At 55.9% G+C, this 25,726-nt stretch carries 21 protein-coding genes; 11 read left to right on the forward strand and 10 right to left on the reverse strand.

Annotated elements, in window-relative coordinates; all coding sequences use genetic code 11:
• Positions 1-541 precede the first annotated feature (541 nt).
• Together F3J24_RS18480 and F3J24_RS18485 are read right to left on the reverse strand one after the other, a co-directional pair.
• Entirely contained in the window at positions 542-814 is a 273-nt protein-coding gene (locus tag F3J24_RS18480; RefSeq protein ID WP_167009534.1) for a hypothetical protein, read from the reverse strand.
• An 85-nt stretch (positions 815-899) separates the two neighbouring features.
• Positions 900-1,963, reverse strand: a protein-coding gene (locus tag F3J24_RS18485) for an IS3 family transposase (RefSeq protein WP_370527750.1) whose coding sequence is annotated in 2 segments (ribosomal slippage) — positions 900-1,732 and positions 1,732-1,963 — 1,065 coding nt in all. Because the reading frame shifts where the segments join, the coding sequence is not laid out codon by codon here.
• 414 nt (positions 1,964-2,377) lie between these two features.
• Here F3J24_RS18485 and F3J24_RS18490 point away from each other — a divergent pair.
• Positions 2,378-3,346, forward strand: a complete 969-nt coding sequence (locus tag F3J24_RS18490) for a hypothetical protein (RefSeq protein WP_167009536.1) — start codon at positions 2,378-2,380, stop codon at positions 3,344-3,346.
• Between the two features lie 35 nt (positions 3,347-3,381).
• Here F3J24_RS18490 and F3J24_RS18495 read toward each other — a convergent pair whose 3' ends face one another.
• From F3J24_RS18495 to F3J24_RS24995, 3 genes are all read right to left on the reverse strand, one after another.
• Complete coding sequence (locus tag F3J24_RS18495; protein ID WP_167009538.1) at positions 3,382-4,713, reverse strand: DUF3987 domain-containing protein; 1,332 nt, start codon at positions 4,711-4,713, stop codon at positions 3,382-3,384.
• A complete protein-coding gene (locus F3J24_RS25185; protein ID WP_167009540.1) occupies positions 4,710-5,951 on the reverse strand; it encodes an inovirus-type Gp2 protein in 1,242 nt (413 codons plus the stop codon). Before F3J24_RS25185 ends, F3J24_RS18495 begins: the two co-directional genes overlap by 4 nt.
• A gap of 171 nt (positions 5,952-6,122) precedes the next feature.
• On the reverse strand, positions 6,123-6,815 hold the full coding sequence (locus tag F3J24_RS24995; RefSeq protein ID WP_240154384.1) for an AlpA family transcriptional regulator: 693 nt from the start codon (positions 6,813-6,815) through the stop codon (positions 6,123-6,125).
• Positions 6,816-7,009: 194 nt separating this feature from the next.
• On the opposite strand from F3J24_RS24995, the gene F3J24_RS18510 reads away from it, so the two are divergent.
• The 10 genes from F3J24_RS18510 (at position 7,010) to F3J24_RS18555 (ending at position 18,848) form a co-directional block, all read left to right on the forward strand.
• On the forward strand, positions 7,010-7,381 hold the full coding sequence (locus F3J24_RS18510; RefSeq protein ID WP_167009542.1) for a hypothetical protein: 372 nt from the start codon (positions 7,010-7,012) through the stop codon (positions 7,379-7,381).
• 84 nt (positions 7,382-7,465) lie between these two features.
• On the forward strand, positions 7,466-8,458 hold the full coding sequence (locus F3J24_RS18515; RefSeq protein WP_167009544.1) for a DUF932 domain-containing protein: 993 nt from the start codon (positions 7,466-7,468) through the stop codon (positions 8,456-8,458).
• A gap of 147 nt (positions 8,459-8,605) precedes the next feature.
• Positions 8,606-9,658, forward strand: coding sequence for a YqaJ viral recombinase family protein (locus F3J24_RS18520; RefSeq protein ID WP_167009546.1), 1,053 nt, complete (start codon positions 8,606-8,608; stop codon positions 9,656-9,658).
• Between the two features lie 92 nt (positions 9,659-9,750).
• On the forward strand, positions 9,751-10,866 hold the full coding sequence (locus tag F3J24_RS18525; RefSeq protein ID WP_167009548.1) for a phage capsid protein: 1,116 nt from the start codon (positions 9,751-9,753) through the stop codon (positions 10,864-10,866).
• A 123-nt stretch (positions 10,867-10,989) separates the two neighbouring features.
• Complete coding sequence (locus F3J24_RS25190) at positions 10,990-11,313, forward strand: helix-turn-helix transcriptional regulator (protein WP_167009550.1); 324 nt, start codon at positions 10,990-10,992, stop codon at positions 11,311-11,313.
• 204 nt (positions 11,314-11,517) lie between these two features.
• A complete protein-coding gene (locus tag F3J24_RS18535) occupies positions 11,518-12,162 on the forward strand; it encodes a hypothetical protein (RefSeq protein ID WP_167009552.1) in 645 nt (214 codons plus the stop codon).
• A 116-nt stretch (positions 12,163-12,278) separates the two neighbouring features.
• Positions 12,279-14,486 (forward strand): autotransporter domain-containing protein, encoded by a 2,208-nt coding sequence (locus F3J24_RS18540; RefSeq protein ID WP_167009554.1) that lies wholly within the window; start codon positions 12,279-12,281, stop codon positions 14,484-14,486.
• A gap of 567 nt (positions 14,487-15,053) precedes the next feature.
• The gene (locus F3J24_RS18545; protein ID WP_167009556.1) at positions 15,054-16,244 is read left to right on the forward strand and encodes a hypothetical protein; all 1,191 of its coding nucleotides are present in this window, start codon (positions 15,054-15,056) and stop codon (positions 16,242-16,244) included.
• Between the two features lie 4 nt (positions 16,245-16,248).
• Positions 16,249-17,430, forward strand: a complete 1,182-nt coding sequence (locus tag F3J24_RS18550; RefSeq protein ID WP_167009558.1) for a caspase family protein — start codon at positions 16,249-16,251, stop codon at positions 17,428-17,430.
• Entirely contained in the window at positions 17,427-18,848 is a 1,422-nt protein-coding gene (locus tag F3J24_RS18555; RefSeq protein WP_167009560.1) for a hypothetical protein, read from the forward strand. Before F3J24_RS18550 ends, F3J24_RS18555 begins: the two co-directional genes overlap by 4 nt.
• A 308-nt stretch (positions 18,849-19,156) precedes the next feature.
• On the opposite strand, the gene F3J24_RS18560 is transcribed toward F3J24_RS18555, so the two are convergent.
• The 5 genes from F3J24_RS18560 to F3J24_RS18580 form a co-directional block, all read right to left on the reverse strand.
• Complete coding sequence (locus tag F3J24_RS18560; protein ID WP_167009562.1) at positions 19,157-19,780, reverse strand: tyrosine-type recombinase/integrase; 624 nt, start codon at positions 19,778-19,780, stop codon at positions 19,157-19,159.
• Between the two features lie 441 nt (positions 19,781-20,221).
• Positions 20,222-23,572, reverse strand: coding sequence for a DEAD/DEAH box helicase (locus tag F3J24_RS18565; protein ID WP_167009564.1), 3,351 nt, complete (start codon positions 23,570-23,572; stop codon positions 20,222-20,224).
• A 12-nt stretch (positions 23,573-23,584) separates the two neighbouring features.
• Positions 23,585-24,040 carry a hypothetical protein gene (locus tag F3J24_RS18570; protein ID WP_167009566.1) on the reverse strand — a complete coding sequence of 152 codons (456 nt, stop codon included), beginning with the start codon at positions 24,038-24,040 and terminating at the stop codon, positions 23,585-23,587.
• On the reverse strand, positions 24,037-24,573 hold the full coding sequence (locus tag F3J24_RS18575; RefSeq protein WP_167009568.1) for a hypothetical protein: 537 nt from the start codon (positions 24,571-24,573) through the stop codon (positions 24,037-24,039). Before F3J24_RS18575 ends, F3J24_RS18570 begins: the two co-directional genes overlap by 4 nt.
• Complete coding sequence (locus tag F3J24_RS18580) at positions 24,573-25,637, reverse strand: hypothetical protein (RefSeq protein ID WP_167009570.1); 1,065 nt, start codon at positions 25,635-25,637, stop codon at positions 24,573-24,575. The genes F3J24_RS18575 and F3J24_RS18580 overlap by 1 nt, the downstream gene beginning before the upstream one ends.
• Positions 25,638-25,726: the final 89 nt, after the last annotated feature.

The raw sequence follows: 25,726 nt of genomic DNA on the forward strand, positions 1-25,726 counted from the left end.
ATTTGACATGTACGCCTCACGCGACGAAGCCTCGCGAGCGTGCCAGCGACTGGGAGGGTAATTCTGAAAGAGGTGGATTGGCAGTCGGGTGGAGACGAAGTTGAGTTGCTTCAAGCAGGATAGGCTAGAAGGGGATGGCCATGCCGATTGAGCGTCAGATTACTGGGTTGCACATCCACATTGCTCACCTGCTTCAGCCAAATTGGACCCCGGGATGGCGGTACCGTGGTATACCTCCTTCGGGGTTGGTTTCATGCCGCTTCCAACGGAATTTATGGACCAAGGCCGATCGGATGCAGTGAGTTAAGCGCATTCATCGTTACCCCAGGGAGTCTGATACGGAGGTATTTTTGGTATGTGGCCTATAAAAGCATTCAGTTCTTCTTACGTGCATCACTCTGATCCATCGGCGCAAACGCCTACAGTCCCTCTGCGAGCACATCCTGCGCTCCCTCTATCTCAGCAGCGCCGAATAAATGCTTGGATCGCTGCAATGCCCACAGGTTTCTGGGTAGCCGACAATATGCCTGACCTCATCGAGTTAGCCCGCCACATGGATCGTGCTGAGCGTATCAGCCAGCAAATACATGCGACACTTGATATCGACATGTGTGCCAGTAACTCGCTGACCCACTTTTTGGCGGCAGAGGAAGCCAGAATCCAAGTCTTGAGTCAACGACTGAAGATTCCAGCAACTGAACAGTGACCATCGCTGATTTCGGATTTGCTGCTCAAAGCCACGGTTGATAGCACAATCTGCATCGGCTTGAACGGACACATAGGCGGGAAACTCACTGATGATGGGTTCACTCATCTCTCTCATGGGGGTGGACACCGTCGACGTAGTCGGCCATCCGACGCCCCCCGTTTTTAGTAGCACAAGGCTTTGGAGTCCGGGGTTAATTTAACTGGTTTTGCATCAGCCTCTGGGCATAGGCGGCGGGTGTGAGTCCACCAAGTGATCTCTTGGGCCGCTCTTCGTTGTATTCCAGGCGCCAAGCCTCAACAATCACCCTGGCATGCGCCAGACTGGTGAACCAATGCTCGTTCAAGCATTCATCCCTAAAGCGCCCATTGAATGATTCGATGTAGGCATTCTGGTTGGGCTTGCCCGGCTCGATCAGAAACAGCTGGACACCTCGGGCATGAGCCCAGGTCAGCATGGCGCGACTGCAGAACTCCTTGCCGTGGTCGGTTCTGATCGCTTTGGGCAGCCCTCTTGTCCTGGCGAGTTGCTCCAGGATGCGCACCAGTTGGTTGCCACCCATGGCCCGCTCCGGCACGATGGCCACAGCTTCATGGGTGGCGTCATCCACGACCGTGAGGTTTTTGATGCTGCGTCCTTGCGCTGTGCGGTCAAAGACAAAGTCCATGGACCACACCTGGTTGGCAACTGTCGGGCGTACCAAGGGGTGGCGCTCTGATATCGGGATCTTCTTGCGCCTGCGCTTTTTGACCTGAAGACCGGCTTGGTCATACAGACGATCCACGCGCTTGTGATTCACGATCTCTCCGGCCTGGCGCAGCTTCAGGTAGATCATGCCGGTGCCATAACGGCGATGGCGCTGCGCCAGAGCGATGATCTTTTCGTTCAAAGCGCAGTTGTGGTCGCTGGCGGGTTTGTAGCGCAGGGCACTGGCGCTCATGCCGATGACACGCAGCGAACGACGCTCGCTCAGTCCCCGGCTGACCATGTGACGCACCAACTCGCGCCGTGCGGGTGCGCTCACCACTTTTTTCTCAAGGCTTCTTTCGTCACCTCGTTCTCAAGCAGGGCTTCGGCCAGCAGTCGTTTGAGCCGTCCGTTTTCGGTTTCCAGTTCCTTCAGACGTTTGGCATCGGACACGCTCATACCGCCAAACTTGCTGCGCCAGAGGTAATAGCTGGCCTCGGAGAAACCGTGCTGCCGGCACAACTCGGCCACCGGCAAGCCCGATTCGGCTTCCCACAGGAAGCCAATGATCTATTCTTCCGTAGATTTTTTCTCTCGTCCAATCTTCTGTTGCGTGGGATTGGACTTCAAGCTCACCTGCTACTCAATTCCGGGGAGACGTCGCTGCATGAAAAATATCCTACAAAGGCTACTTCAGTGCTCAAATTGACTGAAGTGGAAGTTACGACGAGTTGCTGCCTCATAGCAGTTTTCTATCGCCTCCCAGTCTCAGGCGGTAGCGCCCAATGAGGGCCGGGCAGAAAGACGCTCTGGGTGCTGAAGTTCCCACTCTACTGAGCTTTAAACCAAGTTAATGACTTAAGATGTTCTGCAAGCCGATCACAGCAAACCAGAAGAATAATTAAATAAAATCTCAAATATACTCAGCAAATTTTTTACAAAAACATTAGGTGAAATTAATTGGCAATAATAAGACATCGAAGAATGGAAATTATCAATGACTTTGATAAAAGCAAAAACAACTATACGCCACCAAACTTCATTTCATTATTCAAATTAAGCAGTCCAATATCTCTCAGAAAATTATTAAACGAATATATTAAAAAGCACTCAATTTCTGATCAAGAAGCAGTTTTTAAGATATTTATCTATTACTATTTTATTTGGAAATTATCCACAGAAGTTCTTCTCCACACGGAAGAAACCAGGGAGTCAACGGTAAAAAAATGGTGGGGAACAATAAATGAAAACACTAACCCTTTCAAGACAAAGTGCATATTAAACAAAGCAAACTTTGCATATGGAAAAAATCTACTTACAACCACACATCATTTATCACTCAAATCAACCTACTTCAGTTTATTATTTTTATGCGTGAAAATAGAGCGATTATGGACAATGCATATCACGGTTAATGATGAGTGCTTCGAAAAATTTATAAGAAACGAAATTCCTCATGATAAAAATATTTCTAAGGACTTAAAAAACTCTACAGGATATCTTTTTAGAAGACTCCTAATCACTTCAAAAAAATTACTCGAATTATCAGCTCAGAAAAAAGGAATCCCAATAGATGAGCACATAAGAAGGCAAAGATCATCCAAAGCGGGCGCTGCAAGAAATAATGGAAGGCAAGAGTTGATCAATGAATTCAAAAAGTTATTTACTCAAATTGAATTGAATTTAAATACACCACTTAAAGATACTAACAAAAGCAACCTAAAAAATGGAAAAATCAAAAATTTTAAAAATCTCTATGATTGCTTCTACCTAGAATTTATCCAGATAATAAGAGAATATCAGAAATATGCTAAGCAAAATAATGAAAACTATGGATTAACACTTCAAGCAGATAATCTCGATACTAAATTTAAAGATTGGTCAAAAAGGGATGAAGATTTCAGAGCATTAATTGATAGAATATATAACTCTGATATGCCAAGAAAAAAATAACGCCCCGTGGTAGGGCGCTATAAACATATCAAATATTAGAATTTAGCCGATAAATTATTGGCAATTGGTGTGTTTTTTGGATTCATAGCTGCGACTGATGCGGCCGTCAAAACTACATTCTTGCGAGTGTTCATCGGATAAAAACCGACCTTGCCTTCCAGCTCCAGTTGGTCAAGCGCCATGTCAAGTTGATCGGCTTTACGCAGACTCAGCGGTGCACTACGGATTAACGTGTTGCGAGGCGTCGCAGTGGCGTTGTACTTGACTGCACGGCGCATCAGATAGTCATAGAGCGTACGTGCCAATTCCTGTTGCAACGCCTCTTGCGGAAGCTTACCGAAGCCTGTCCGCGCTTGGAGCATATGCCATTGAACGATGTCAATCGCAGCCTGCATCGACTTGCACTCGATCATCTCCTGCGGGGCTGTGAACCATTGCAAGACCCCTGCCAAGCGCAGTGCCTGCTCTCCTGCACGGCGAACAAAGGGACGAATGCTGTGCCACATGCCGTCCCGCAACAGCATCTCCCATTCTTCAAGAGCCTGTTTCCACAGTTGTTCCGCGTCAGCAGCAAGATACATCTTGCTGCGGGACTTGCCGTGCATGAAGATCTCCTTGTAGTCCCGCATCAGCACTTTGATACGCTCGTGAAACTCATGGTTGTGGGCATCCATGCTGCACAAGGGAATTGGTCCCGCCACAGACATTGAGGCAAACGACATTAGCATGCGCGGCAAAAGCCCCGACTCGATCAAATAGGCTCCTTTGTCACCTTTCATCATGCGGCTGAAGGTCAAGTCCTGGACCAACATGCACAGCGCACCACGCGTATCAGCCACGTAGGTCAATCCACGGGTACGGCTGAGATGGCGAATAGGTGCAGCATCGAAGCGTTTGCACAAGGCAGGCACATCCAGGTTGCGTGTCAGCATGCTCCCTTCATCCAAGGCATAGAACAAGGATTTGGCCCCCTTGGCATAGACATCGACTACGCCCTTCTCCGTAGCCTCCTCCAGCAAAAAGGGATGCGAGCCCCAATGACGGAAGTTCATCTCCGGATCAAGATAGCCCTCCATGCCCCGCTCGAACTCCTCCATACCACGACAGGCCAACTTCAGCACCGTGGACTTGCGATCGCCAGACAAAGCGACGACACCAGTGAACAGACTAGTGGGCATGTCAGTGCCAAACGGGGTCAGGATGTCTGCCACGCCTTGCACAGCCGCCGAGGCGACGCTCAACACCACAGGGCCGACCAACGCATCGTTGGCCTGTGTCGCATGCATCACGCAGTAGACGAAATCGCGCATCAGTGGCGGCAAGGACTCCGTCGGATAAAACAGCTGACATTCTTTCAAAACGCTCATTCCTTCTCTCCCTTTACCTTGCGACCGCCTTGAGGGCCACGCACCTGCTTGATATCTGCCTCTGTCATCGCTTTGCTTCTCTTGGGGCCACGTTTCTTGCATGATTCATTGCGAAGCTGAGTACCTCCGAAGCTGTGCATATTTCCCGGCATACGCAACTTGAGGAAGTAATCCACCTTGGTCAGATAGTCGGCATAGATACCTACGATTTTCCACAGCAGCGGATCGTGATAATCAATCACACGCAATATGGGCTCATCTGTAGACTGGATGGCATTGACGTTCCAGATGTAGGATTTCTCGTTATCGATTACACCCTCCCACATCTCCGCTATGGCACGAGCTACCCTGATGCGTTCCTGATGCTTGGAGCCATTCAGGCCAATCATCCAGTGCAGATGCAGGCCGCGCTGAGCACCAAACTCAATTTTCCAGAAATAAAAAGCCAGATCCGAACCATAGCGCCTCTTAAGCAGCTCAAGCATGGCATCGCGATATTTGGTCACCTCCATCAATTGATCCTCAAAATCTTTCTGATCTTTAAATGTTGCACGCAAGTCAGGAATTGAATGGCGCAATCCCCAATCCAGACGAATCAGCAGAATCTTCGAAAATTTCTTCCAGAATCTGCGGGTTACCCGCATCACCTGGCCATAGCGCTTTGTAGAGTTTTTACGATAGTTTTTTACGGCATCACGCATCCCTTTGTTCAAAAGCATTTTGCGCAATGCAAGTGCCAACTCATTGAATGCAGATTGAGCCAACTGCAACTCGCAATCGTTCAATGTCAGAAACTCCTGCATCCCCATTCCTAGCAAGACACAGTTCTCAGCACCTCCATCCTGAGAGCCTTTCTTCAAAAGAAAGGCACACGTGGTCTCGATGATTCCTGCAACCATCGGATTAATATCAAGGCAACTCCAAACTCCCCTATCCTTTTCTTGCAGAAGCTGAGTGCCAACCTCATCAACCAAGATGATAAGTGCACCCGCAAACTTCTGTATATATTTTGATTTTTTCAGCTGGTGATCATTACTCCCAAAAGGGTCCTTGTAGTTGTGCTTGATGAGATGCTGAATCAACTCATCAAGGGCACGCTTCATTCCTGGACCTTCAAATCCAGGAAGATGATTTTCATCATAATCTTTCGCGTATTCCAGCAGAATTTTCTTATGCACAACAGAGTTATGCATGACGTAGCGTGACTTCATAGGTAATAATTCATCGAATGGTTTCACTCTTTCTCTTTGATATATTTCTCTTATATATCTTAGTTACTAAGAAGCCGAGTTTATTTATTGAATTTCGTTTATCCATCAGCGTTAAATATTCCGTGCTCCACGAAGGATTAACCTTCATGGAAGGGTAAATTCACACGTGAGTGGTTCCAGGTATTTAGTACCCCTAAATCAGCAAGCTTGTTGCTTCTTCTTCAAGTGCTCGATGTAGTCATACACATCCGACAGCACCCATCCCACCGCCTTTGCGCCAAGGCGAATGGGCTTCGGAAACATGGGGTCGTAGTACTTGGATTTGGGATTGATGCGCAGATACACCGTGGAGCGAGAAATCCCTAGCGCCTTCAGAAGTTGGCGCAGGCGGAGGATGGTGTTCAGACGCATGGCATCGCTGCCTACTGTGGCAACGGTCTGAACCGCTTCCTCGTCGCAGAAAGGCGTACGGGAGACTTCTGCAGTCTGGGAAGCTTGGGAGTAAGCGAGCAAGGACATGCTCGCCTGAGATGCCTGTATAGGCTGGAAACTGCGCTCCATCTGGCTCTTGGATTGGGGTGCGTAAGGGGTGTGGTTCATGGCAATCAGTTCGTGTTGAAGAGAACCGGATTGCAGCGGAACGACCAATTTCTTTCGAGCCGGTTGCTTGGCTACGAGAACAGACTCAAGCATCCATCTTGACTTTTCACTTAATTCACGGCAGTGATAAAAATCAACCATCGCATCCACTCGCAACCTCGTCATGCGAACCTGCGAAAGGTCGCCAACATTTAGTTCCCCCACATTGGAGAAATCGAGTGTTTCGGGCGCATGCGAAAGCTTCGCTTTTTGGCATGCGAAGCCGCATGTGATGCCAGGCTTGTGACACATCACAAGCTGCGTGATATCGAGACAAACGCCTCTTCGAACTCTCCCAAAAAGCTGATTCTTTCAATCAATTTTTTTTCAACCACATATCACCGACCTGAGCAGACCCCGGTCTGTCGTCCAGGTCGTGGTGATGCGCCTGCCTTGCAGAGCACGCTCCAGCACCTGGCTTCTTGTCTTTCTTCCAAGGAGCTTTGATGCCTTTTTCCTCTATCCCTCCCAACTGCCCTCTGTGCCATAGCCCACGGGTCGTCTCCCGCAACTGGGCACGCAAGACCGCAGGCGCCATCGGCTGCGCCGCCGGTGCCACAGGCGGCTTTGTGGGCGCCCTGCGCGGTGCGCAGATTGGGATTGCCTCGGGCCTGATGACCGGCCCCGCGGGTTCGACCATCGGTGGCATCGCGGGCGCTGTCTTGGGTGGCCTCGCCGGTACGGCCATTGGCTGCGAGGTCGGCACGTCGGTGGGCAAAACGATTGATGCCCGAATGCTGGACAACTTCAAGTGCCTGGAGTGCGGGCATGTCTTTGCCCACCGGGAATCGGCCTCTCATTACACCGACTCCGATTGAGCGAGCACACGGCTAAGTCAATCTCCTCTTTTCCCATCGCTTCCCCTTTTTGATTTTCGCTTCTCTTACTGAAGGAGTTTTCTCATGGCACATCTCGTAGAAACCATGGCCTATGCTGGTCAAACCCCTTGGCATGAACTGGGCCACGCACTGCCCGCCAAGCAAAGCATCGATGTCTGGGCCCAGGCCGCAGGCATGAATTGGCGTATCCAGGAGACGCCGGTGCGTTATCTGGCTTGCGATGGTGATTCGGGCCTATCTGGGCTGTCGAGCCTGTATGCCGAGCCGAAGGAGTTCCCCGAGCAAAAGGTGCTGTACCGCAGCGATACGCAAGCGCCTCTGTCGGTGGTCGGCAGCCGCTACCAAGTGGTCCAACCTCGTGAGGTGCTGGAGTTCTACCGGGATCTGACGGAGGTCGCCGGCTATGAGCTGGAGACAGCCGGGGTGCTCAAGGCCGGGCGCAAGTTCTGGGCTCTGGCCCGCACGGGCAAGTCTGCTGCCCTCAAGGACAAGGATGTGGTCAATGGCTATTTGCTGCTGGCCACCTCCTGCGATGGCACGCTGGCCACGGTGGCCATGCCGACGACGGTGCGGGTGGTGTGCAACAACACGCTGACCATTGCGCTGCGCGATGGCGTGGGTGCCGTCAAGGTGCCGCACAGCACGGCTTTCGATGCCCAGGCGGTCAAGCGCCAGTTGGGGGTGGCCGTGGGCCAGTGGGACAGCTTTATGTACCGCATGAAGACCCTGGCCGAGCGCAAGATCAAGACCCATGAGGCGATGAATTATTTCCTCAAGGTGATCTGCAACACGGACCAGCATTCCGATCCCACGGTGGGCCTGACCAATGAGCGTGCCCTCAAGAAGGTACAGACGCTCTATGAGGGCCACGGCCGGGGCGCCGAGATGCAGGCGGCCAAGGATACGGCCTGGGGCCTGCTGTGCGCCGTCACCGAGTTCGTCGACCATGAGAAGCAGGCACGCAGCCAGGACAACCGCCTGGACAGCGCCTGGTTCGGTCAGGGTGCTTTGATCAAGCAACGGGCCTTGGACCATGCCTTGCAGTTGGTGGCCTGACCGTGGCAGATCGTTTCAGCCTTTGGACCACTTGGAGCAAACGCGCCTTGTTGCGCCCACCCACTCTTCACTTTTCCCCAGCACCACAGGCCGCCTTCTGAGGCGGCTTTTTTATGCCCGCAATATTGGCGGGCCAAGGAGTTTGGTATGTCTTTGCACCTGGTAAGCCCTTCGGGGCATGCTGCTCCAGCAGCACCTGCTCCCCTGAGTCGTTCGTCCCGCAAGGGCGCAGCCTTGCGCCTAGTGTCCACCAAGGCCATGGAGCGTGAGGACTGGCTGGAAGTGCGCCGCACCGGCATTGGCAGTTCCGATGCTGCTGCGGCCGTGGGCCTGAATCCCTATCAGTCGCAGTTGGAGCTGTGGATGCAAAAGACCGGCAAGGCCGATCTGTTGCCGGCGATCGATCCCAGCGACGACAGCAGCCCCATGTTCTGGGGCACGCTGCTGGAGCCGATCGTGGCGGCCCATTACACCAAGCGCACCGGCAACAAGGTGCGCCGCGTGAATGCGGTGTTGCAGCACCCTGAGCATCCCTGGATGCTGGCCAACGTCGACCGGGAAGTGGTCGGCGCTTCCGATGTGCAGTTGCTGGAGTGCAAGACGGCGGGCATCCACGGTGCCCGCCTGTGGCGCGATGGCGTGCCTGAGTATGTGCAATTGCAGGTGATGCACCAGTTGGCCGTGACGGGCCACCAAGCCGCCGATGTGGCCGTGCTGGTGGGAGGCCAAGAATTGCGCATCTTCCGCATCGAGCGGGACGAGGCGCTGATTGCACGACTGATTGCCTTGGAGCAAACGTTCTGGGACATGGTCCAAAACGGTATTGCTCCGCCTGGTGACGGCTCAGAAAGCAGCGAGAAGGCTTTGCGTTGCCTCTACCCCTTTGATACTGGCGACCAGGTGGATCTGAGCGAGGACGAAGCGCTCAACGGCACTTTCGAAGAGCTGCTGCAGGCCCGGATGCAGTTGGATGCCGCGCAAAAGCGGGAAGCTCGCTTGCGTCAGCACATCCAGATCCACATGGGTGAAGCCAGCAAGGCCATGTTTGCCTGCGGCGGCTCGGTGACCTGGAAACGCAGCAAGGACGGCCAGGTATTCAACACCAGCCAATTTGTCCAAGACCATCCCACGCTGGCTCAACGCTATATGAGCGTGCGAGCAGGATCACGGCGGTTTTGTATTTACGAACCTGAGCAGTGAAACGGCTTGGGACGAAGTTCAGTCCGGTTTCTTTCCTCTTCCCCCGCCCTCCTTGGCCCTGCCCTGGAGGGCTTTGTTATTTGGAACCCCTCATGATCAAAGGTTTGATGATCACGCCCCCGGTGATTGGCCGCATTGCCATCGGCAAGGTGGTGGAGCGCAACGGCAAGCGCCTGCCCGAGAAAGATGATGAGTTCACCATCACCACGCAGGTGCAGTCCCGTGGGCAGTGGATTCTCCATCCCCTGGATGAAACCCTGCGCCAGGCGCAGCACGGCGGCATAAAGGAAGGCTTGCAGCCTTCCTCTGGCGGTGATGTTCTGGAAGACGATGCCGTATCGGCACCAGCATCTGTGCAAGCCTCCCAACAGGTCGCAGTCCGTCCATCCAGCAAGCGCTCGCTGAAGGACAAGATGGGTGTCGCCACGGATGCGAAGCAAGCGGTGGACACCAACGCGGTGAAGCCACCCGCAGCAGCAACTGCCCGGCGCAAGCTGCGCAGCATTCCCGTGCGAGTGCTGTTCGATGATCCCGATCTGAATCTGCGGGCCCACTACACCTTATTCGATCGAACCACAGCCAGACCCATTTGTGTAGGGGATGGCGAGAGCTGCAAACGAGTGACAGGCCAGGGGCTGGAATCACTGCCTTGCCCGGGGCCAGATATCTGCAGTTTCGGCAATCAGGCCTGCAAACCCTACGGGCGCTTGAATCTGGTGATTGGTGACAGCGATGAGCTGGGCTGCTTTATGTTCAGGACCACGGGCTTCAACAGCATTCGCACGCTGACGGCGCGGCTGCAGTACTTTGCTGCGGTCTCTGGCGGGTATCTGGCCTGCATGCCGCTGGAGCTCAAGCTGCGAGGTAAGTCCACCACGCAATCCCACCGAGCAGCCATCTATTACGCCGATCTGGTGGTGCGATCCGGCATGTCGTTGAACGAAGCCATTGCGCATGCCAAGGAAGTGGCAGGGCAGCGCCTGGCAGCTGGATTTGATCAACCGGCTTTGGATACTGCCGCCCGCCTGGGCTTTGCCAATGGCAGCTTTGAAGATGCGCCCGACGAAGCGGCCGAGATCGTGGAGGAGTTTCATCCGGCAGATGCGGCGCCGCTGGCAGATGAGGACCCTGTGTCTGCGGGTCTCACACCTGCTGCCCAAGCGAGGGGGCGAGATGGTACGCATAGTCCGTATCCCCAAAGACCGTGAGCCATCAACCCGTGGCATTCAAACCCGTGTTTTGAATGGCCGTGGATACGCTTTCCGTGGTCTTTTGCGCTGTGGTCAGCATCGATACAAATCGTAACCATAGCACCCATGGCAAATCAACCAATGACAGATACGGACCGATCTCCCGTGCTCAAGGCATTCGGGCAGGCCGTACGTGAATGTCGAAAGGCGCAAGGGTTTTCTCAGGAAGGCTTTGCGCATTACTGCGGGCTGGACCGCAGCTACATGGGAAGTGTGGAGCGCGGCGAGCGCAATGTGACGCTGGCCAATATGGAACGCATCATCAGCGCCCTGCACATGAAGCCGTCCGAGTTCTTTCTGGCTCTGGATGCGCACTTCAGGGACATCGCCGTGCAACGCGGCAGCACTGTCCCCAGCGGCTTCGTCCCTCACTTCCTGCTGGATACGCGCCGGCAAACACCCTGAAGCACACCGGCTCTGCAGCAGACGCGGTGGCGGAGCCGGTGCGCATTTCCATTTTGATTTCAAAGCCCAAGAGAGGGATACATGACAAAACGACTGCTTCTTTGCTCAGCCTTGGCCTTGGCTGGCTGCAACTCAGCGCCTGGAAACAGCGATCTGGAGAACTTCCTGGAACCCAAGTTCGCATCCTGCCAAAACATCGAGCTCGTGGACATCCAAAAGACCAATGGCTACGAAGAGGACGGCTACTACCGCGTGGAGTTCACCTACGGGGTTGCGCTCAAGGATGCGAGCCAGCTCAAGACGATGAAGGCCACCTGGCAGCAAGAGCAGGAGCGCTCCGCGCAAGCCAAAACAGCCTATGCCGAGCGAGACCAAAAGGTCTCAGCCCTGCGCAAGCAAATCGAAGCACTGGAAGAGGAATCTACCCCACGCTATGAGCAGTTTGACGATGGGCAGTTGCACCATTCTCAGGGCATCTCCGCCACCCGGGTGCTGACACCCCAGGAGCAGTACTCAGCCGCACTCGATGCCTGGCGCCGCAACCCGCCCGAGCCTTTGCGACAAAAGCAAGAGGAGCTCAAGGCCTACGAACAAGCTTTCCGCGATCAATGGGGAAACAACAGCTACCAGTTCTTAGGGCAAGTCGGCGCTGCCGTTTCCAAGTTCTACCGCCAGGGCTGCTCCGGCGCCTCCTACAAGTTCACAGAAGGCATGTTGCAAGGCCAAGCACAGGCGGCCGATCAAAGCAACGATCCCGGCCACTGGTTTGAAGCACGCGATATCCAGATGAAGGGCTCGGTGGCGATGCGCAAGACCGAAAACGGCTGGCGCGCACTCAGCGATAGATGAATCTGGCTACCTGCAGCGATCCTCAGCCCGGCGCCTGGTGCGCTGGGCTGCAGGGGGCACTGGCTTTTTTTTCCCACGAAACCGCTTGATTGATTTTTTAACCCCCTGAGACCTTCATGTCCTCTCGCACAACGACACGTTTTCGCCCTTCTCGCATCTCTTGCGCCATACAGGCCGCACTTGCCACCACCGCTTTGGCTGTACCGCTGTGGTCTCACGCCGTTGCCCCCATCGATGCGACCGGCAATGTGGTGAACTCCAATGGCGATCCTGCCAGCCTCCCTGCCTCTTCAGTCATTGACCATCCTTTTGAAGCTGGCGAGAAGACCATCATTGGCGGCTATGCCCAATATGGCGGCAACGCCACTGCCAACAGCGTGACGCTGGGTGGCTCCTCGGCCAGCAACGCCGTGCCAGCAGGCTTTATGGGCACCATCGTCGGTGGCATGAGCGATGGTGGCAACGCGAACAACAACAGCATCACCCTGCAAGCGGGTGACTACGCAGGCGTCAAGGAGATCCTGGCCGGGCAAGTCATCAGCGGAACAGGCACTGCCTCGGGCAACAAGGTGGAAGTTCGCGGCATGCAAAGCAATGCCTGGGTGGCTGGCGGCGTGGTCGATACCGCCACAGGCGCAGATGCCAACAACAACACCGTCATCATGCACAGTGGCACTGTGGGCAGCATCAACGGCGGCTCGGCCAATGGCATGGGCAACGCACGAGGCAACCACGTGGAAATTAATGGCGGCACGGTGAGCGGCCAATGGGATGAAGACGCCCAAACCCAGATACTGGGCGCCATCGTGGGCGCAGACGTGTTCCACGGCGCAGCCACGCAAAACACCATTCTGATCCGTGGCGGCACCATCACCGGCCTGGTTGCCGGTGGTTATGTCAACGACAGCAAGGACTACGACCCAGGCCGCGCCACAGGCAGCGTCACGCACAACACCATCACCATCGAAGGCAGCAGCGCTGACCTGCGCAATGCCTCTCTGTACGGCGGCTGGGGCGCCACCACCACAGGCGATCTATTCACCGGCAACACCCTGAACCTGGTCAACGCCAAAGGCCTGTCAGCGCAGAATGTGGGCAACTTCGAGTTCCTGAACTTCTACCTGCCAGAAAACACCCAGAACGGTGACACCATCCTGCACGTAGCCGGTACCGCCGACATCCAAGGCAGCACCATTGGCGTAAATGTGCAAGGCAACGCTCCGGTCCTGGCAGTGGGAGACAAGGTCAAGCTGATCGATGCCGGAACACTGCTGGCTGATGCCACGATCAAGACCCGCGCCTTGCAGGGCTCCACCATCGAGTACGAGTTCGATACCAAGCAGGAAGGCAATATCCTGTCCTCCACCGTCACCCGTCGAGGTGCGACCGAGTCCTCCAAGAGTCTGTCCGAAGGCTTTGTGGCTGGTGCAGCGGCTTTAACAGCGGCAGCTGACTTTGCGGCATCCCAGGGTACAGCAGCCGCCGTGAGCGCTGTCACCGGTGCTGGTGGCAACACGGGTGGTCAAAGCTTTGGCACCACAGGCGGTGGTTCGGTGCGCAACAACACCGGCTCGCATGTGGATGTGCGCAGCTTCAACCTGGTGGCAGGCCTGGCCAAGGGCTTCAAGCAGGCCAATGGCGAGTTGACGCTGGGGGGCTTCTTTGAATACGGCAATGGCAACTACTCGTCGTTCAACGACTTCTCCACGGGTGTGGCACGCGGCGACGGCAAAACCCGTTCCTACGGTCTGGGGATGATGGGGCATTACGCACTGGACAGCGGCATTTACGTGGAAGGTTCGGTACGCACGGGCCGGGCTGAGCAGGATTACCAATCCAACGACCTGGTGCCAGGCACCCGGGTCAGCTATGAGTCCAAGACCCACTATGTCGGCACGCACATTGGCGCAGGCAAGGTCTGGGCGCTGAACGACAGCCTGGGCCTGGACACCTATGCCCACTACATCTGGCAACGCCAGGGCAGCGATTCGGTGCAGATGTCTTCAGGCGAAACCCTGGCCTTTGATGCAGTCACATCACAGCGCGTGCGCCTAGGCGCACGTCTGACCAAGAGCCTGAGCACGACCATCAGCGCCTATGTGGGCGCAGGCTATGAGAATGAATTGGACGGCAAGGCCAAGGCCACGACCAATGGCATGCCCATCGAATCGCCCAGCATGAAAGGGGCCAGCGGCTTGGTCGAGGTGGGTCTGAACGTGCGCCCGCTCAAGAACAAGGCACTGCTGGTGGGCGTGGGCCTGCAGGGCTACTTTGGACAGAAGGAAGGTGTGACCGGTAGCCTGCAGATCGGCTACAAGTTCTAAAGAAATGCGGATGGCCGCTTCGGTGTAGCCATCCGCAAGACTGCCCTGGCCTGTCCCGGATACCGGCTGGCGGGATTAGGCCGATTGCCGCCACAGAGCTTTGGCAAGCCTGTGACCGCTGCCGCCGTTACCGGACATTGCCCCACTATCTGGACAGACGTCCGCTGTACGCCTCAAACTGGAAACTCGCTAGATCGCGACGCGGCAGACAACCTGAACGACAGCTCTCCTAAGCAGCGACCTGGTGGTGACGACCCACTGCGGCCGGACGGTGTCCCGGATGGGACGACTGGTTTGCAGCGAAAAACGGACCCTTGAAGTTCCGGCACTTCGTCCGACATGTTGTCGGTCGTGGCAAGTCGGATACGACTGCTGCACGCGCGCAAAGCGGGATTCAGTGTTTGCACTATTCACTGCCGATGAAGCCTCTTCCTGCAAACAGATGAAATCATCCGGATGTTGCCCTTAAGCGCATTTTGAAAAGCAATGCGCTTGTGAGCATTCGTGTGCTTTCCACATTGGTCAACTCCCCGTGGTTGTGATGAAATGTTAACAAAAGGAGGGTCTATGCCATTCGTATTCGTCCACGGCGTCAACAATCGCAAGGATGCCGACTATGACCGGGAAGAGCAGGTGCGAGCGGTATTTCTCAGGGAGATAGTCGCCCCCGCCGTCGGAATCGATGCACAGCACCCCATATTCGCACCGTACTGGGGCGACGACGGGGTCAGTTTCTGGCGCGACCTGGCGGTTATTCCCAAAGGCAGCGAGGTTGAGACCTTCGGAACGGACGACAACGAACTGCCGCCATCACTGGGCATCGGCGTGGCGGACGGAGCAGTGCAGACCGGAGATACCTTGGATGCGTTGGCGCGACGTCGGCCTGACGTAGCAATTGACCTGCTGTTCGATGCAGTCATCCAGGAGGCCCAATCCGAGGCCGATATTCTCGCTGTGGCCAGAGCGTATCAGTTGGCGCAGGATCGCCTAGCCGACACCACTGCGCCTTGGTTGGCACAGAGCACAAAGGATGACGTGCTGGATCAGGTGCTCGACGTGGTCAGTCCACTGAAGGTCGCAGGCAAGGATGAGACTTTCGGTGGCACCGGTTTCTGGGGGATGCTCGAAGAGGGGGCAAAGCGCCTAAAACTGCTCGGCCCGGACCAACTCTCCCACGCCATCGTGGGCCCCTCGCGTCGCCCCTTGACGCGCAAGATCGCCACCTTCATTGGCGATGCGTTCCGGTACTTGGCCGAGCGTGGCGACGGCACCACGCTCGGCCCGATCGCCTCGACGGTCCTCCAATCGCTGCGGGAGGCCTCTGATCTGGCCCGTATGAAAAACGAGCCACTGGTGGTCATCAGCCACAGTTTTGGCGGTGAGATCGTCTACGACATCCTCACCCACTACGCCGAAGGCTCGGACCTGGAGATTGATGCCTGGGTAACCGTGGGGTCTCAGGTCGGGCTGTTCGAGGAAATGTCGCTGCTGTGGACCAGCCCTGGACGCACGGACCGCAAGGCAATCCCACGCGAGGCCATCGCCTCGCCCAAGCGCGCGAAGCGCTGGCTGAACATCGTCGACACCAATGACGTGCTGGGCTTTCTGGTCCTGCCGACGTTCACGGGGGCCGCGCCCGACACGGTGCATGACTTCACGTACAACACCGGCTACCCCGTCACCGGTGCGCATTCCGGGTACTTCAAGTGGCCAAGCTTCTACAAGCGATTAGCGCAACGCATCGGCGGGGGGAAGTGAACAGATGACCCAGATTCGACTGCGTCCGGCTAACGATACGCCGGGCACGCATGTATTGATCATCGGGGTCGGCTACTATCGCCACCTGCGTGGCGGCCCCGAGCCGCGTAACAAGGTGCACATGGGACTCAACGTGTTGGGCTCGCCACCGGTCTCCGCAATGCATCTGGCACGTTGGATGATCAATGACGCCGGCGGCGAGGGCGGCTTGCACAACCCGAATGCACCACTCGCGACGCTGGAGGTTCTGGTCTCCTCAGAAGCGGGCGAGCAGCTCAACGCGGCCGGTGCCGTGCATGCCATCGAGCGGGCCTCTCTGCCTCTTGTCCAGGCAGGCTTCGACCGCTGGCTCGAGGAGGTGCAGCGCCACCCTAACAATGTGGGCGTGCTGTACTTCTGCGGACACGGCGTGATGGGCAATGGTCCCGAGCATATCCTGCTCTTAGATGACCACGGCGCCAATGGCAACCGCCCCTTCCAGACCGGCAGCTTTGACCTCTCCAACACGGTGCGCGCACTATGGCGGCAGGTGCCAGCCCAGCTCTACGTCTTCATCGACGCCTGCCGAACCTATGATCGGCGCGTGGGCGAACGGCTCGGAGCACGGCCGGCCCCCTTGCTGGACGATGGTGCCTCGTCGGCCAACATCAATCGCGGCACGACCTGGATCGAGTCCACTACCGAAGGCGAACCTGCCTACGGCGACAGCAACGGGGTTTCCCGCTTCACGGATGCGTTGCTGCAGGCGCTGGGGGGGTATTGCGGCGCCCCGCAGCCCGGCACACCGAACTGGCTAGTCAATGGCAGCGCGCTTGCGCAGGCCATGCCCAAGCTGCTGGCCATGGTGAACAAAGAGCGCGGCGGCGAGCCCCAGTCCTGCACACCCCATCCCTCCGGTGCGGTGGATGCGCCGCTGCACATGACGACCCAGATACCCAAGGTCAAGGTAGAGATCGAGCTCTCACCCGAAGCCCTGCGTGTGATCAGCAGCTACACGATCCACAATCTGGCCGACGGTACCGTACCGCCGATCACAGGCGGCCAGGCGGATGGCATCTGGCGCACCGAGGCGCACAAGGGTATGTACGAAGTGCGGATCGCCTCGGTGATGCATCAGCCCTATGCGAGTGGCGCGCAGTACTTCGAGCCACCGCACTACCATCTGCCCGTGGAGGTGCAGCCATGAGCCAGCATCGTTTGCAGATCCGCCTAAACGTGCGTGGCGAGCGAGGTTACTTTCCATCCTTCCTGCCCGTGAACGTCGTCGATGCGCGCGGCCAGGTGCTCAGCACGGGCGCGGTCGCCACCCGACACGCCACGGAGTTCCGCTACGAACGCGGCGAGGCTCCGCTCTTCGTTCGATTAACCCTGCCCAATGGCACCACCGAGACACAGCCGCTGCAGACGCCCGATCGCATGTGGCGCGATGAAGTGGCATTCAGTATCGGCGACGATGCCGCAACCTCCGATTGGATGGCATGGTCCGCCATGCGCCTGAACATGAAGCGGCATGGCGGCGCCTTATTGAGCCACCCCGGCATGAAGGACGCCTGGTTCCAGCTATGGGAGAAGACGCCCGATTCCCCGCGCTGGCGGCAGATTCCGATGGAGGAGCAGTTGACGAACCTTCCTCGTTCACGGGAGGCAATTCAACTGGAGGTTCGGTCTTCGCCTAACCCACGTGCACTTGTGGTGCGTCTGGACAGCGATACACCGCAGGTCGTGTCACTTCCCAGCGAGGAAACCAGCGTACTCGTGACGTCGTTGCGCACTCTGTCCGGCGTGGTGACGCCCCGGGTAGTGGTGGGCGGCTACAGTCCCAATGCTGAGGCCATCATGGAGTTCCTGCGCGCCGGCATGCTCAGCCCGGTGGAATCGATGCTCGATCCCGGAAGTAAACTGGCACACCAGTTGCTGCGTGACAAAGTCATGGATCCCATTGCGGCGACGGCCGCAGCCTACTATCTGCTCCGCAAGCGCGACTGGGATCGTCTGCCCCCCCGATGGCTGGACAACCTGACCAACTGGTACGAATGGATTCCCGACGCGAAGCTGATTCGCGCCACAAGCCAAATCGAACGCGGCATGCCCATGGACAAGGCTGCCAAGCTTGCTGTCGAGACGCTGTCGCGCTTCCTGGACCATGGCATCCCGCTGTTCGCGGAAGCCAACTCGCTGCTCAGCGACCTCCTGGCGCTGGCCGAGAAGGCAGAGCGGCCGCTGGACACGCGCACCGCCAAGACGCTGCGCACGATGCTTGCGTCTTCCCGACCGGCCGGGCTGAGTTTCGGTTTCGCGGGCAAGGCGCCCGACAAGCCGATGGCGGCTCATCAGGCGTTCGAGCGGCGGCAAGAGGTGCGCGGTGGTCAGTTACTGGCTGAAGCAGCCCGGCAAATGGCCGTCCTCACAGACTTCGAGACTATAAGACAGCCCCCAACCCTGGACAACGAGGCCTCGCGCCGACAGTTCCGGTTGGCTGCGGAAACCCTTCGACTGAGTGTGGACGTACTGTTGGCTGCCCCGCAGCGTGCGGTATCCGGCAGCGCGGCGAAGACGCTCTTCCTACAGAACGTCCTAAACGAAACACAGTTGATTGCGCGCTAAGAGAACTCACCCTCGCTCCACTCGCTGGCCCGGAGCCTCGAGGCTGCTAGAGTCCGTGCAGCATGCTCAATAGGTGAATCGACCGAGAGTCCGTATTCCTTTCCGAGCATCATTTGAAACGCCACAGATCAGACCAGAGACCTTGACACTGTCAGGCTGATGGCCGGTTTCTGCCTGAAGCTGTCGTGCATGCCTTCAAGTCAAAGGTCGGTTCTTGGCCGAGAGTGCCAGTTTGGCCCAGCGCCGCGTTGCAGTCGTTGAAGACGGCCACCCTACCGCAATTTTCGGGGTGACCGTCAGCGGCAACTTCAAATCTCCGTCTGTTCAGATATCTCGAGGGCATCGTCGACTTCGATGCCCAGGTACCTCACTGTTGACTCCAGCTTCGAGTGGCCGAGCAGCAACTGCACAGCGCGCAGGTTCTTTGTGCGACGGTAGATCAGTGTCGCCTTTGTCCTGCGCATCGAATGCGTCCCGTACTCCATGCGGTCTAGACCTAGCTCGTCAACCCAGTGACCGAGGATTCTGGCGTACTGCCGTGTCCCCAGATGCGGCGATTCGTGCAGCCTGCTTGGAAACAGGAAGTCCTCTGATCTCAGCCCTGCCAGCTTGATCCAAGCTCGCAAGGCGTCACGGGCAGCCTGCGTGATCTCGAACTGCACTGGACGCTGAGTCTTGTGCTGCATGACAACAGCACTCGATGCCACCTGGTCGCCGTGGCATACATCCCGAACCTTGAGAGCGACGAGATCGCATCCTCGCAACTTGCTATCGATGCCTAAGTTGAAGAGAGCAAGCTCGCGCACCCGGCCTTCCATCTGAAGCCTTACGCGCAGCGCCCAGACGTCCTTGAGCTTGAACGGAGCCTTCTGCCCGACGATCTTGCCCTTGTTCCACGGCTCGCGCTGAGCGATATTACCTGTGGATCCCATGATGATCTCCCATCAAGTTGAGGGCCACACAGGATGCGCTCTCGAGCGGGTGGGCTTCGACTTCCCTCTTAGCGACTAGCGATGCTCGGCCGCCATAGCCTTATGACTGTCAGCTTCCCGGCGTAGCCATGAATTCAACATCTCGGCCAGAAGCGGAAGTTCAGCGTCTTGGCACCGATGCCCGCTTCAGGCTGTTTGCAGCCTTCCAACGTGGGCCACACAATGACTACAGTTGCCGGTAGCTGACATTAAAAGCTGCTTTGTCTGATGTTCAAGGTGGCGAGATCAGTGGTGTTGTCCTGCCTTATGGAGTTCTTAGGTTTCACACATTGCACGGCTTTTTTGCACTGTACCGCGTACCCGTGTTGCCCAAATTCCCTTGGTCAGAGATATCCCAAGCTTTGATGTCATCTACGGAGATCGTCGAAGCTGGCCTAGCTTTCACACAGAATCTGCAGAAGCAAAGTTTTCCGACCTCGAAGGGTCTTCTTCCCTAAACACCACAGGCTCAGTGCTAGCGTATTTCATGATCTCTGAGAAGAGGTTGACACCCTCTTTCTTCTTTGCACGCCAGTTCCGCAAATAGTGGATGTCGCCAAAGAACAGGAGGTGCAGCTTCGCTCTCGAGCAGGCAACATTCAGACGCTTGCGATCAAGAATGAAGTTGAGACTACCTTCCGTGCGCACAGTAGAGTAGCAAACAACATCAGCCTCACTGCCCTGAAAAGCATCCACAGTATCGACTTCAATACGCAGCAAACCCAGTTGCCCATCCTGCCAGCCAAGGTCGCGAAGCTGCTTCCGTACGCGCTCTTTCTGGGCGCTGTAAGGCGTAATGACCGCTACCGAGATGGGACGATGCACTCTTTCGGCCAGATCCGCCAGAAAGTCTGTGATGGCGCTAGCTTCACAGACATTTTCTTTACTCATACTGTGATGGGGTTGTTGCTGCCGCCCCTTTACATCCACCCAATAGATACTTTGCTTTAGCAGATAGTTGGGTTCAAAGTGGCTGTCTGGATGGCCGTTGAAAAGCATTCGCTGCCCACGGCGACTGTAGAAGAGATTCGCAACCAGATTGCCAATGACAGGTGCCATACGGTACTGCTTGTCAAGAACCTCCCGACACACCTCCGGCAAGCGCTCAAACATCAGCTCAAAAAAGCTTCCACTGAGGAAATTGTCTCGTAGGAAACTTAGCGCCTGGGTGGCATCGTCATCACGCAGCAAAGGCGCAATGCTCGGTGGCAACTGGTGGTGGTCGCCAACTAGGATAACCTTCTTGGAGCGCAAGATGGGAATGAGGATTTCCGGGACCGTGGCTCGCCCTGCCTCATCAATGATGGCTACATCAAACTGCAACTGGTCAATGCCGCCCTTGTTGGTGGCCAGACCTACACAGGTGGCACCCACCACATTACGATCGCCTAGCAGGGTGATGAAAAATTCTTCCTGCCCACTACGAGACTGCATTGCTTGCTTGAGCGTCGCGCACCAGACATGGCAAAGATTGCTTTCTGCTTCAGGCAGACGCACAGCCGCGTTGATCGCCCGTGCCTCAAGTCCTGCGAGAAAGCTAGCGTGCTGCTGGTCAAAGCCAAGGGGCTGAATGGCAGGACTCATCTTTTCCGTATTGCCAATGCGAATCGCCTGAATGGGCTGCTCTAGACTGTGACTGTGCTTCTCCAGAAACTTGCCCAGTGCATTGTCTACAGCCGTGTTCTGCTGAGAAACCACCAGTACACGGCGATAGGGCCACTGGCGAAACAGTTGGTAGAGAATTTCCACAATGGCCGTGGTTTTGCCTGCACCTGGTGGCCCTTGAATGAGCGCAATATTCCGCTCCCTGAGCGCCAGTTCAACCACGCGCTTTTGGCTGTTATCCAAGGCGCCAGACCATGAGACAGGCGTCAGGCGCGCGTCTTGCTCCGGCAGATAGTGCTCTGGTGACAGTAGTATGTTCTTCAATGCAGGATTGACCAAGCGATCCTGGAAAAAGTCTTCAAGCGCTTGGCTCTGCCGCTTGAGTGAGGCGCTCGGTATGTTGATCGACAGACGCAACATTGCTGCTTCGTTATCAGGCAGCAAGAAGTTACCGTCAATGCTAATGCTGTCTTTTTGGCGGACATACAGTGGCCGACTACGGCGCTCAAAACGCATGGCCGGAATATATTCACTTCGCTGTTCATCCCAGCGCTGCAAGCGAACGCAGTAATCAGGATTTAGGGTATTTTTCTCAGACAAGACCTCACCCAACTTGTCGAACACAATGTCAAACTGCTCCTGATCTTGTGACGGGAATCGCCCGCGGTGCAGGGTCAGAGCGTTCTCCTCTCGGCGCGTGAGTTCTAGAGGAAACTCCAGCGATACGCCTTCCTCGCGGCTACGCTGGTAGGCAATGACCTGCTCCCACCGCTGGTAAAAGCGGCTCTGCGCCATACGCTCCGTAGATTCATTCAGGTCTAGCGCAGATTGGGCACAAAATCTCAAGAACTCGTGCACCCCATAGGCCCAGCCTACCTTCTCCGCCTTTGCTAGGCGCTGCGCAATAATTGTGAAGCGAAAAGGCGTATCTAGGCCAATCAATAAGCCACCTGTTTGTGTGAGCTTACGAACTTCGAGCACTTCTCCGTCCTTACGTACTACGCAATCGAGTTGTACCGAGGCCTTGGCCAAGGAAATCTCTCCTGTTGTACTGCTGTAACTCAGAAGCGTCCAATGTTCTTCGACGTCGTAAAAGCCTTGGTCAGAGACCTCCTTGAGCAAGTGCTCATCCACCTCCAGATAAAGCTGTTGGTAGCTCTGAGCCCCTCGAGCCTGGTAGTTGAACTCACTCACCTCGATGGCACGGCTTCTCTCATCAAAGGGATTTTTGCTCAAGCACAAGTCATAGGCAGTTGGGTATACAAATATCTTTTGGCCGGGTAGCAATCGTACGCCCGGGTGCTTCAGTTGTGACATTGGCAGGCAAGCGCGCACCATGCCCTCACAGAGGGTTCCTATAGCGTTATTCCGAAGAATGCGTTCAACCACAAACGCAATGGGCTCGCCCTGCATGATGTGGTTGTAGTAAACCGCTCCTCTAGCCACACAGCCATAGAAAAGTTTTTCATAGTGTTTATGGACGGACTTGATGAGAACTGGAATGTCATCTCCATAGCTCAAGGCCAGTGCTTTCTGGGCACTATCATCCTGACCGAAAGAAATGCGGTGCTGGAAGCGCGGTAGCGGCTGACCTAACTCGTCCATGGACACCAACACTAGCTTGCCCGGATACAGCCAGTCCAGAGGTAGTAAAGGCTCTGCGGCATCCAAATGCAGCAGGTCTTCGAAAGCCTCATCCTGTAGCAAAGACTGTATGCGTGCTTGCAGATGGTCAAGGTACCGTTGATATTCACGCATGCGCACAATAGCATCTTCGATACGTGCATATTCACGGCGCAGCGCAGACTTGCGGTATGGACTGGAGGTCTTATCAACCACCTCCTCGCCGATCATTCTTTCCAGCTTTATCAGCTCGTCAGGCACATCCGCCACAGCAAGGCGACAGCCATGAATGGATTCGCGCAAGAACTGTGCGTGTTCCCTCCCCATCCGTCTCAATAGCTTCAGGCGCTCTGCCGCTTGCTGCTGTCTGGCAGCATCGGCGCGCGCACGGATCTCTTCCGAGCGCTTTCTTTCGTGGCGCTGCTTGTTCTGCTCTTCCTCAGTCTTGACGTTGTAAATCCAACTGACAACCTTGGCACTGACTAGCACTGCGACCCCCGCAGCTAGAACAAAAGGGATAGCCATGGATGACTCGATTTACTCTTGTGCTCCGTACAGCAAAAGCGCTGCTTCCTCAGCCGTGATCTGCTGGGCCTCCAACTGTGCCAGCACACGCTCCTGCAGAGAAGCATTGGTATCCAGCTTACGCTCCTTATGAGACAGTTCTGCCATGGCTTCTTCATGGCTGCGGAGGTCGCTTCTGTCGGCGTTGTCTAACTCGTTCAGACGTGCGATATGTGTCAGGCGAGCCTTTTCCAGTTCCTGTTCACCCAGAGTGATGGCTTTCTGCCCTTCAATCAAGGCGCGCTTGGTCACCTCGACCTCTTTTTTGTACTCTGTGTACGCCTTCATGGTGTCCACTGAAGTGTTCGCCAACTCCAATGCCTGGCCCACAGTGAAACCAGAGCCGACCTTCTGCGTACGCTGCGGATTGTCCCGTGTAGGCTTCTTAGCTGTCGATTTTTTCGCCGGGGATTTCGTCGGTTCTTTCATCTTGGTTCTCCATCCAAATTCAGCAGTAGTGACAAAGTGGCATCCACGCAGCTGTCCAGGCAGACTTGCAGGCCTATCAGTGCCTGGAAATTTCCTGACTGCAAGCGCTGCTCTTGCAGCAAGCCGTGCATGTGCCTCAATACATCCAGTTGCTTACGGATTTTCTTTTGCGTGAGCTGTAGCTGCCCCCGGTTGGCAGCCAGAGCGCGCTCTATGCGTGCCTGGCGTCCTTTTCGTTCCTTGCACAACGCTTTGAGGTCGAGCGCCCCTATCCGCAATTCGTGGGCCAGGGTCGTCTCCAGCATCTGGTTGTATTGACGCAGTTGTTCTGTGATCTCAGTGGCTGCGCAGTAGTGAAAGTAAGCACCGGCGGCCTCAATGACAGCCACGCCAGCATCTACCCACACGACGGCCGGGTGGACCTTAGCCAGCCCTTTCACCCCACTTCTGAGCAAGATGGCACCATATTTCTGGATGTGACCATCTTCCAGCGTCTGGCCTGCAATATTGGCAAATATGTCGATCGCTCTCATCACGCCCCCCGGATCGGATGAATGCCCTCGATGTCTTGCAAACGCTCTGCTACTACGGCCCAATCGATGCCGAAGCCCTGCCAACGTTCCACTAGGCTATGCTGGCGATTGAAGAGCGCCTCACCTTCGACAGGTGTTGAAACTGCCAGGTTTTGAAACAAGTGTTCAGCCGCTTGCTGACGGTCAACAGCCCCCACCTCGGGCCAACACCAAGTACTGGTCGGTTCGTCGAGTAAATGCTGAGGGACAACGACGGCACTGCTAAAGCTCACGATATGTCGTTGATTTTCTGGCTGGTGCACCTTCAATTCGGCTGGAGCACCATCGGGCAGGCAATAGTGGGTATCCAGACAAATTACCGGGCTGACCAGCGCGTATTCAGAAGTGCCGCCAGGCTGCAGATCTGCCACGTCCAGCGGCACCTTGAGCGCGGCCATCTCCACGTTTTCTTGCGGCACATACCGGACACTGAGTTCCCACTCATTCACATTGAAGCCCGAGTCACCAAAACAGTCATAGAAAGTATCAAAAACTGCGCCCAGATACTCTGTGGGAACGCGCATGATGCGTGTTTTCTGGCGTTCGCAATCTTCATTCCAGTCCTGGCAGGACCAGGCTCTTGGCTTGCCTGTGTTGCGCTGCCAGCGCCGGATGACAAACGCTTCCTCCGCTTCATGCAGCGCTGCAATCTCTAACGATGCATCCCCGCAGAAATCATGGCTGTTGTGCTGACCATCCAGCCAAACATCGCGTCTCTGACCATGCAGCAGACGTTTCCAGCGGGTGAGCATCTCACCCCGTCGGGTCAGCTGACCCTCTTTGATCAAGCCAAGCCCCTCCATGCGATTGAGGATGGGCTGCAACTGTTGTGGGCTCAGCCCAGTCACCTCAAGCACCCACGCTACCCCTTGCTCGGGTAACAACGTCAGCGCATCCAGCAGCAAATGGGAGAAACTTCCCAGTTGCTCCAGCAGACGATGCTTTAACGTTAGCTCATAACAGCGCACAGGAAGATAGACAGCCAGACTGTCTTCGGCAATACAGTAGTAGCTATGAGTCTTCAAGGAACAGCCCTTGATATATCACCAAGATGTACTTGGAGCGTTAGATACAGATTTGCACGTTGCACGATTAACCCTAGCTTTTGATGGAT

Source organism: Comamonas sp. Tr-654, assembly GCF_011752915.1.
GTDB lineage: Bacteria > Pseudomonadota > Gammaproteobacteria > Burkholderiales > Burkholderiaceae_C > Comamonas.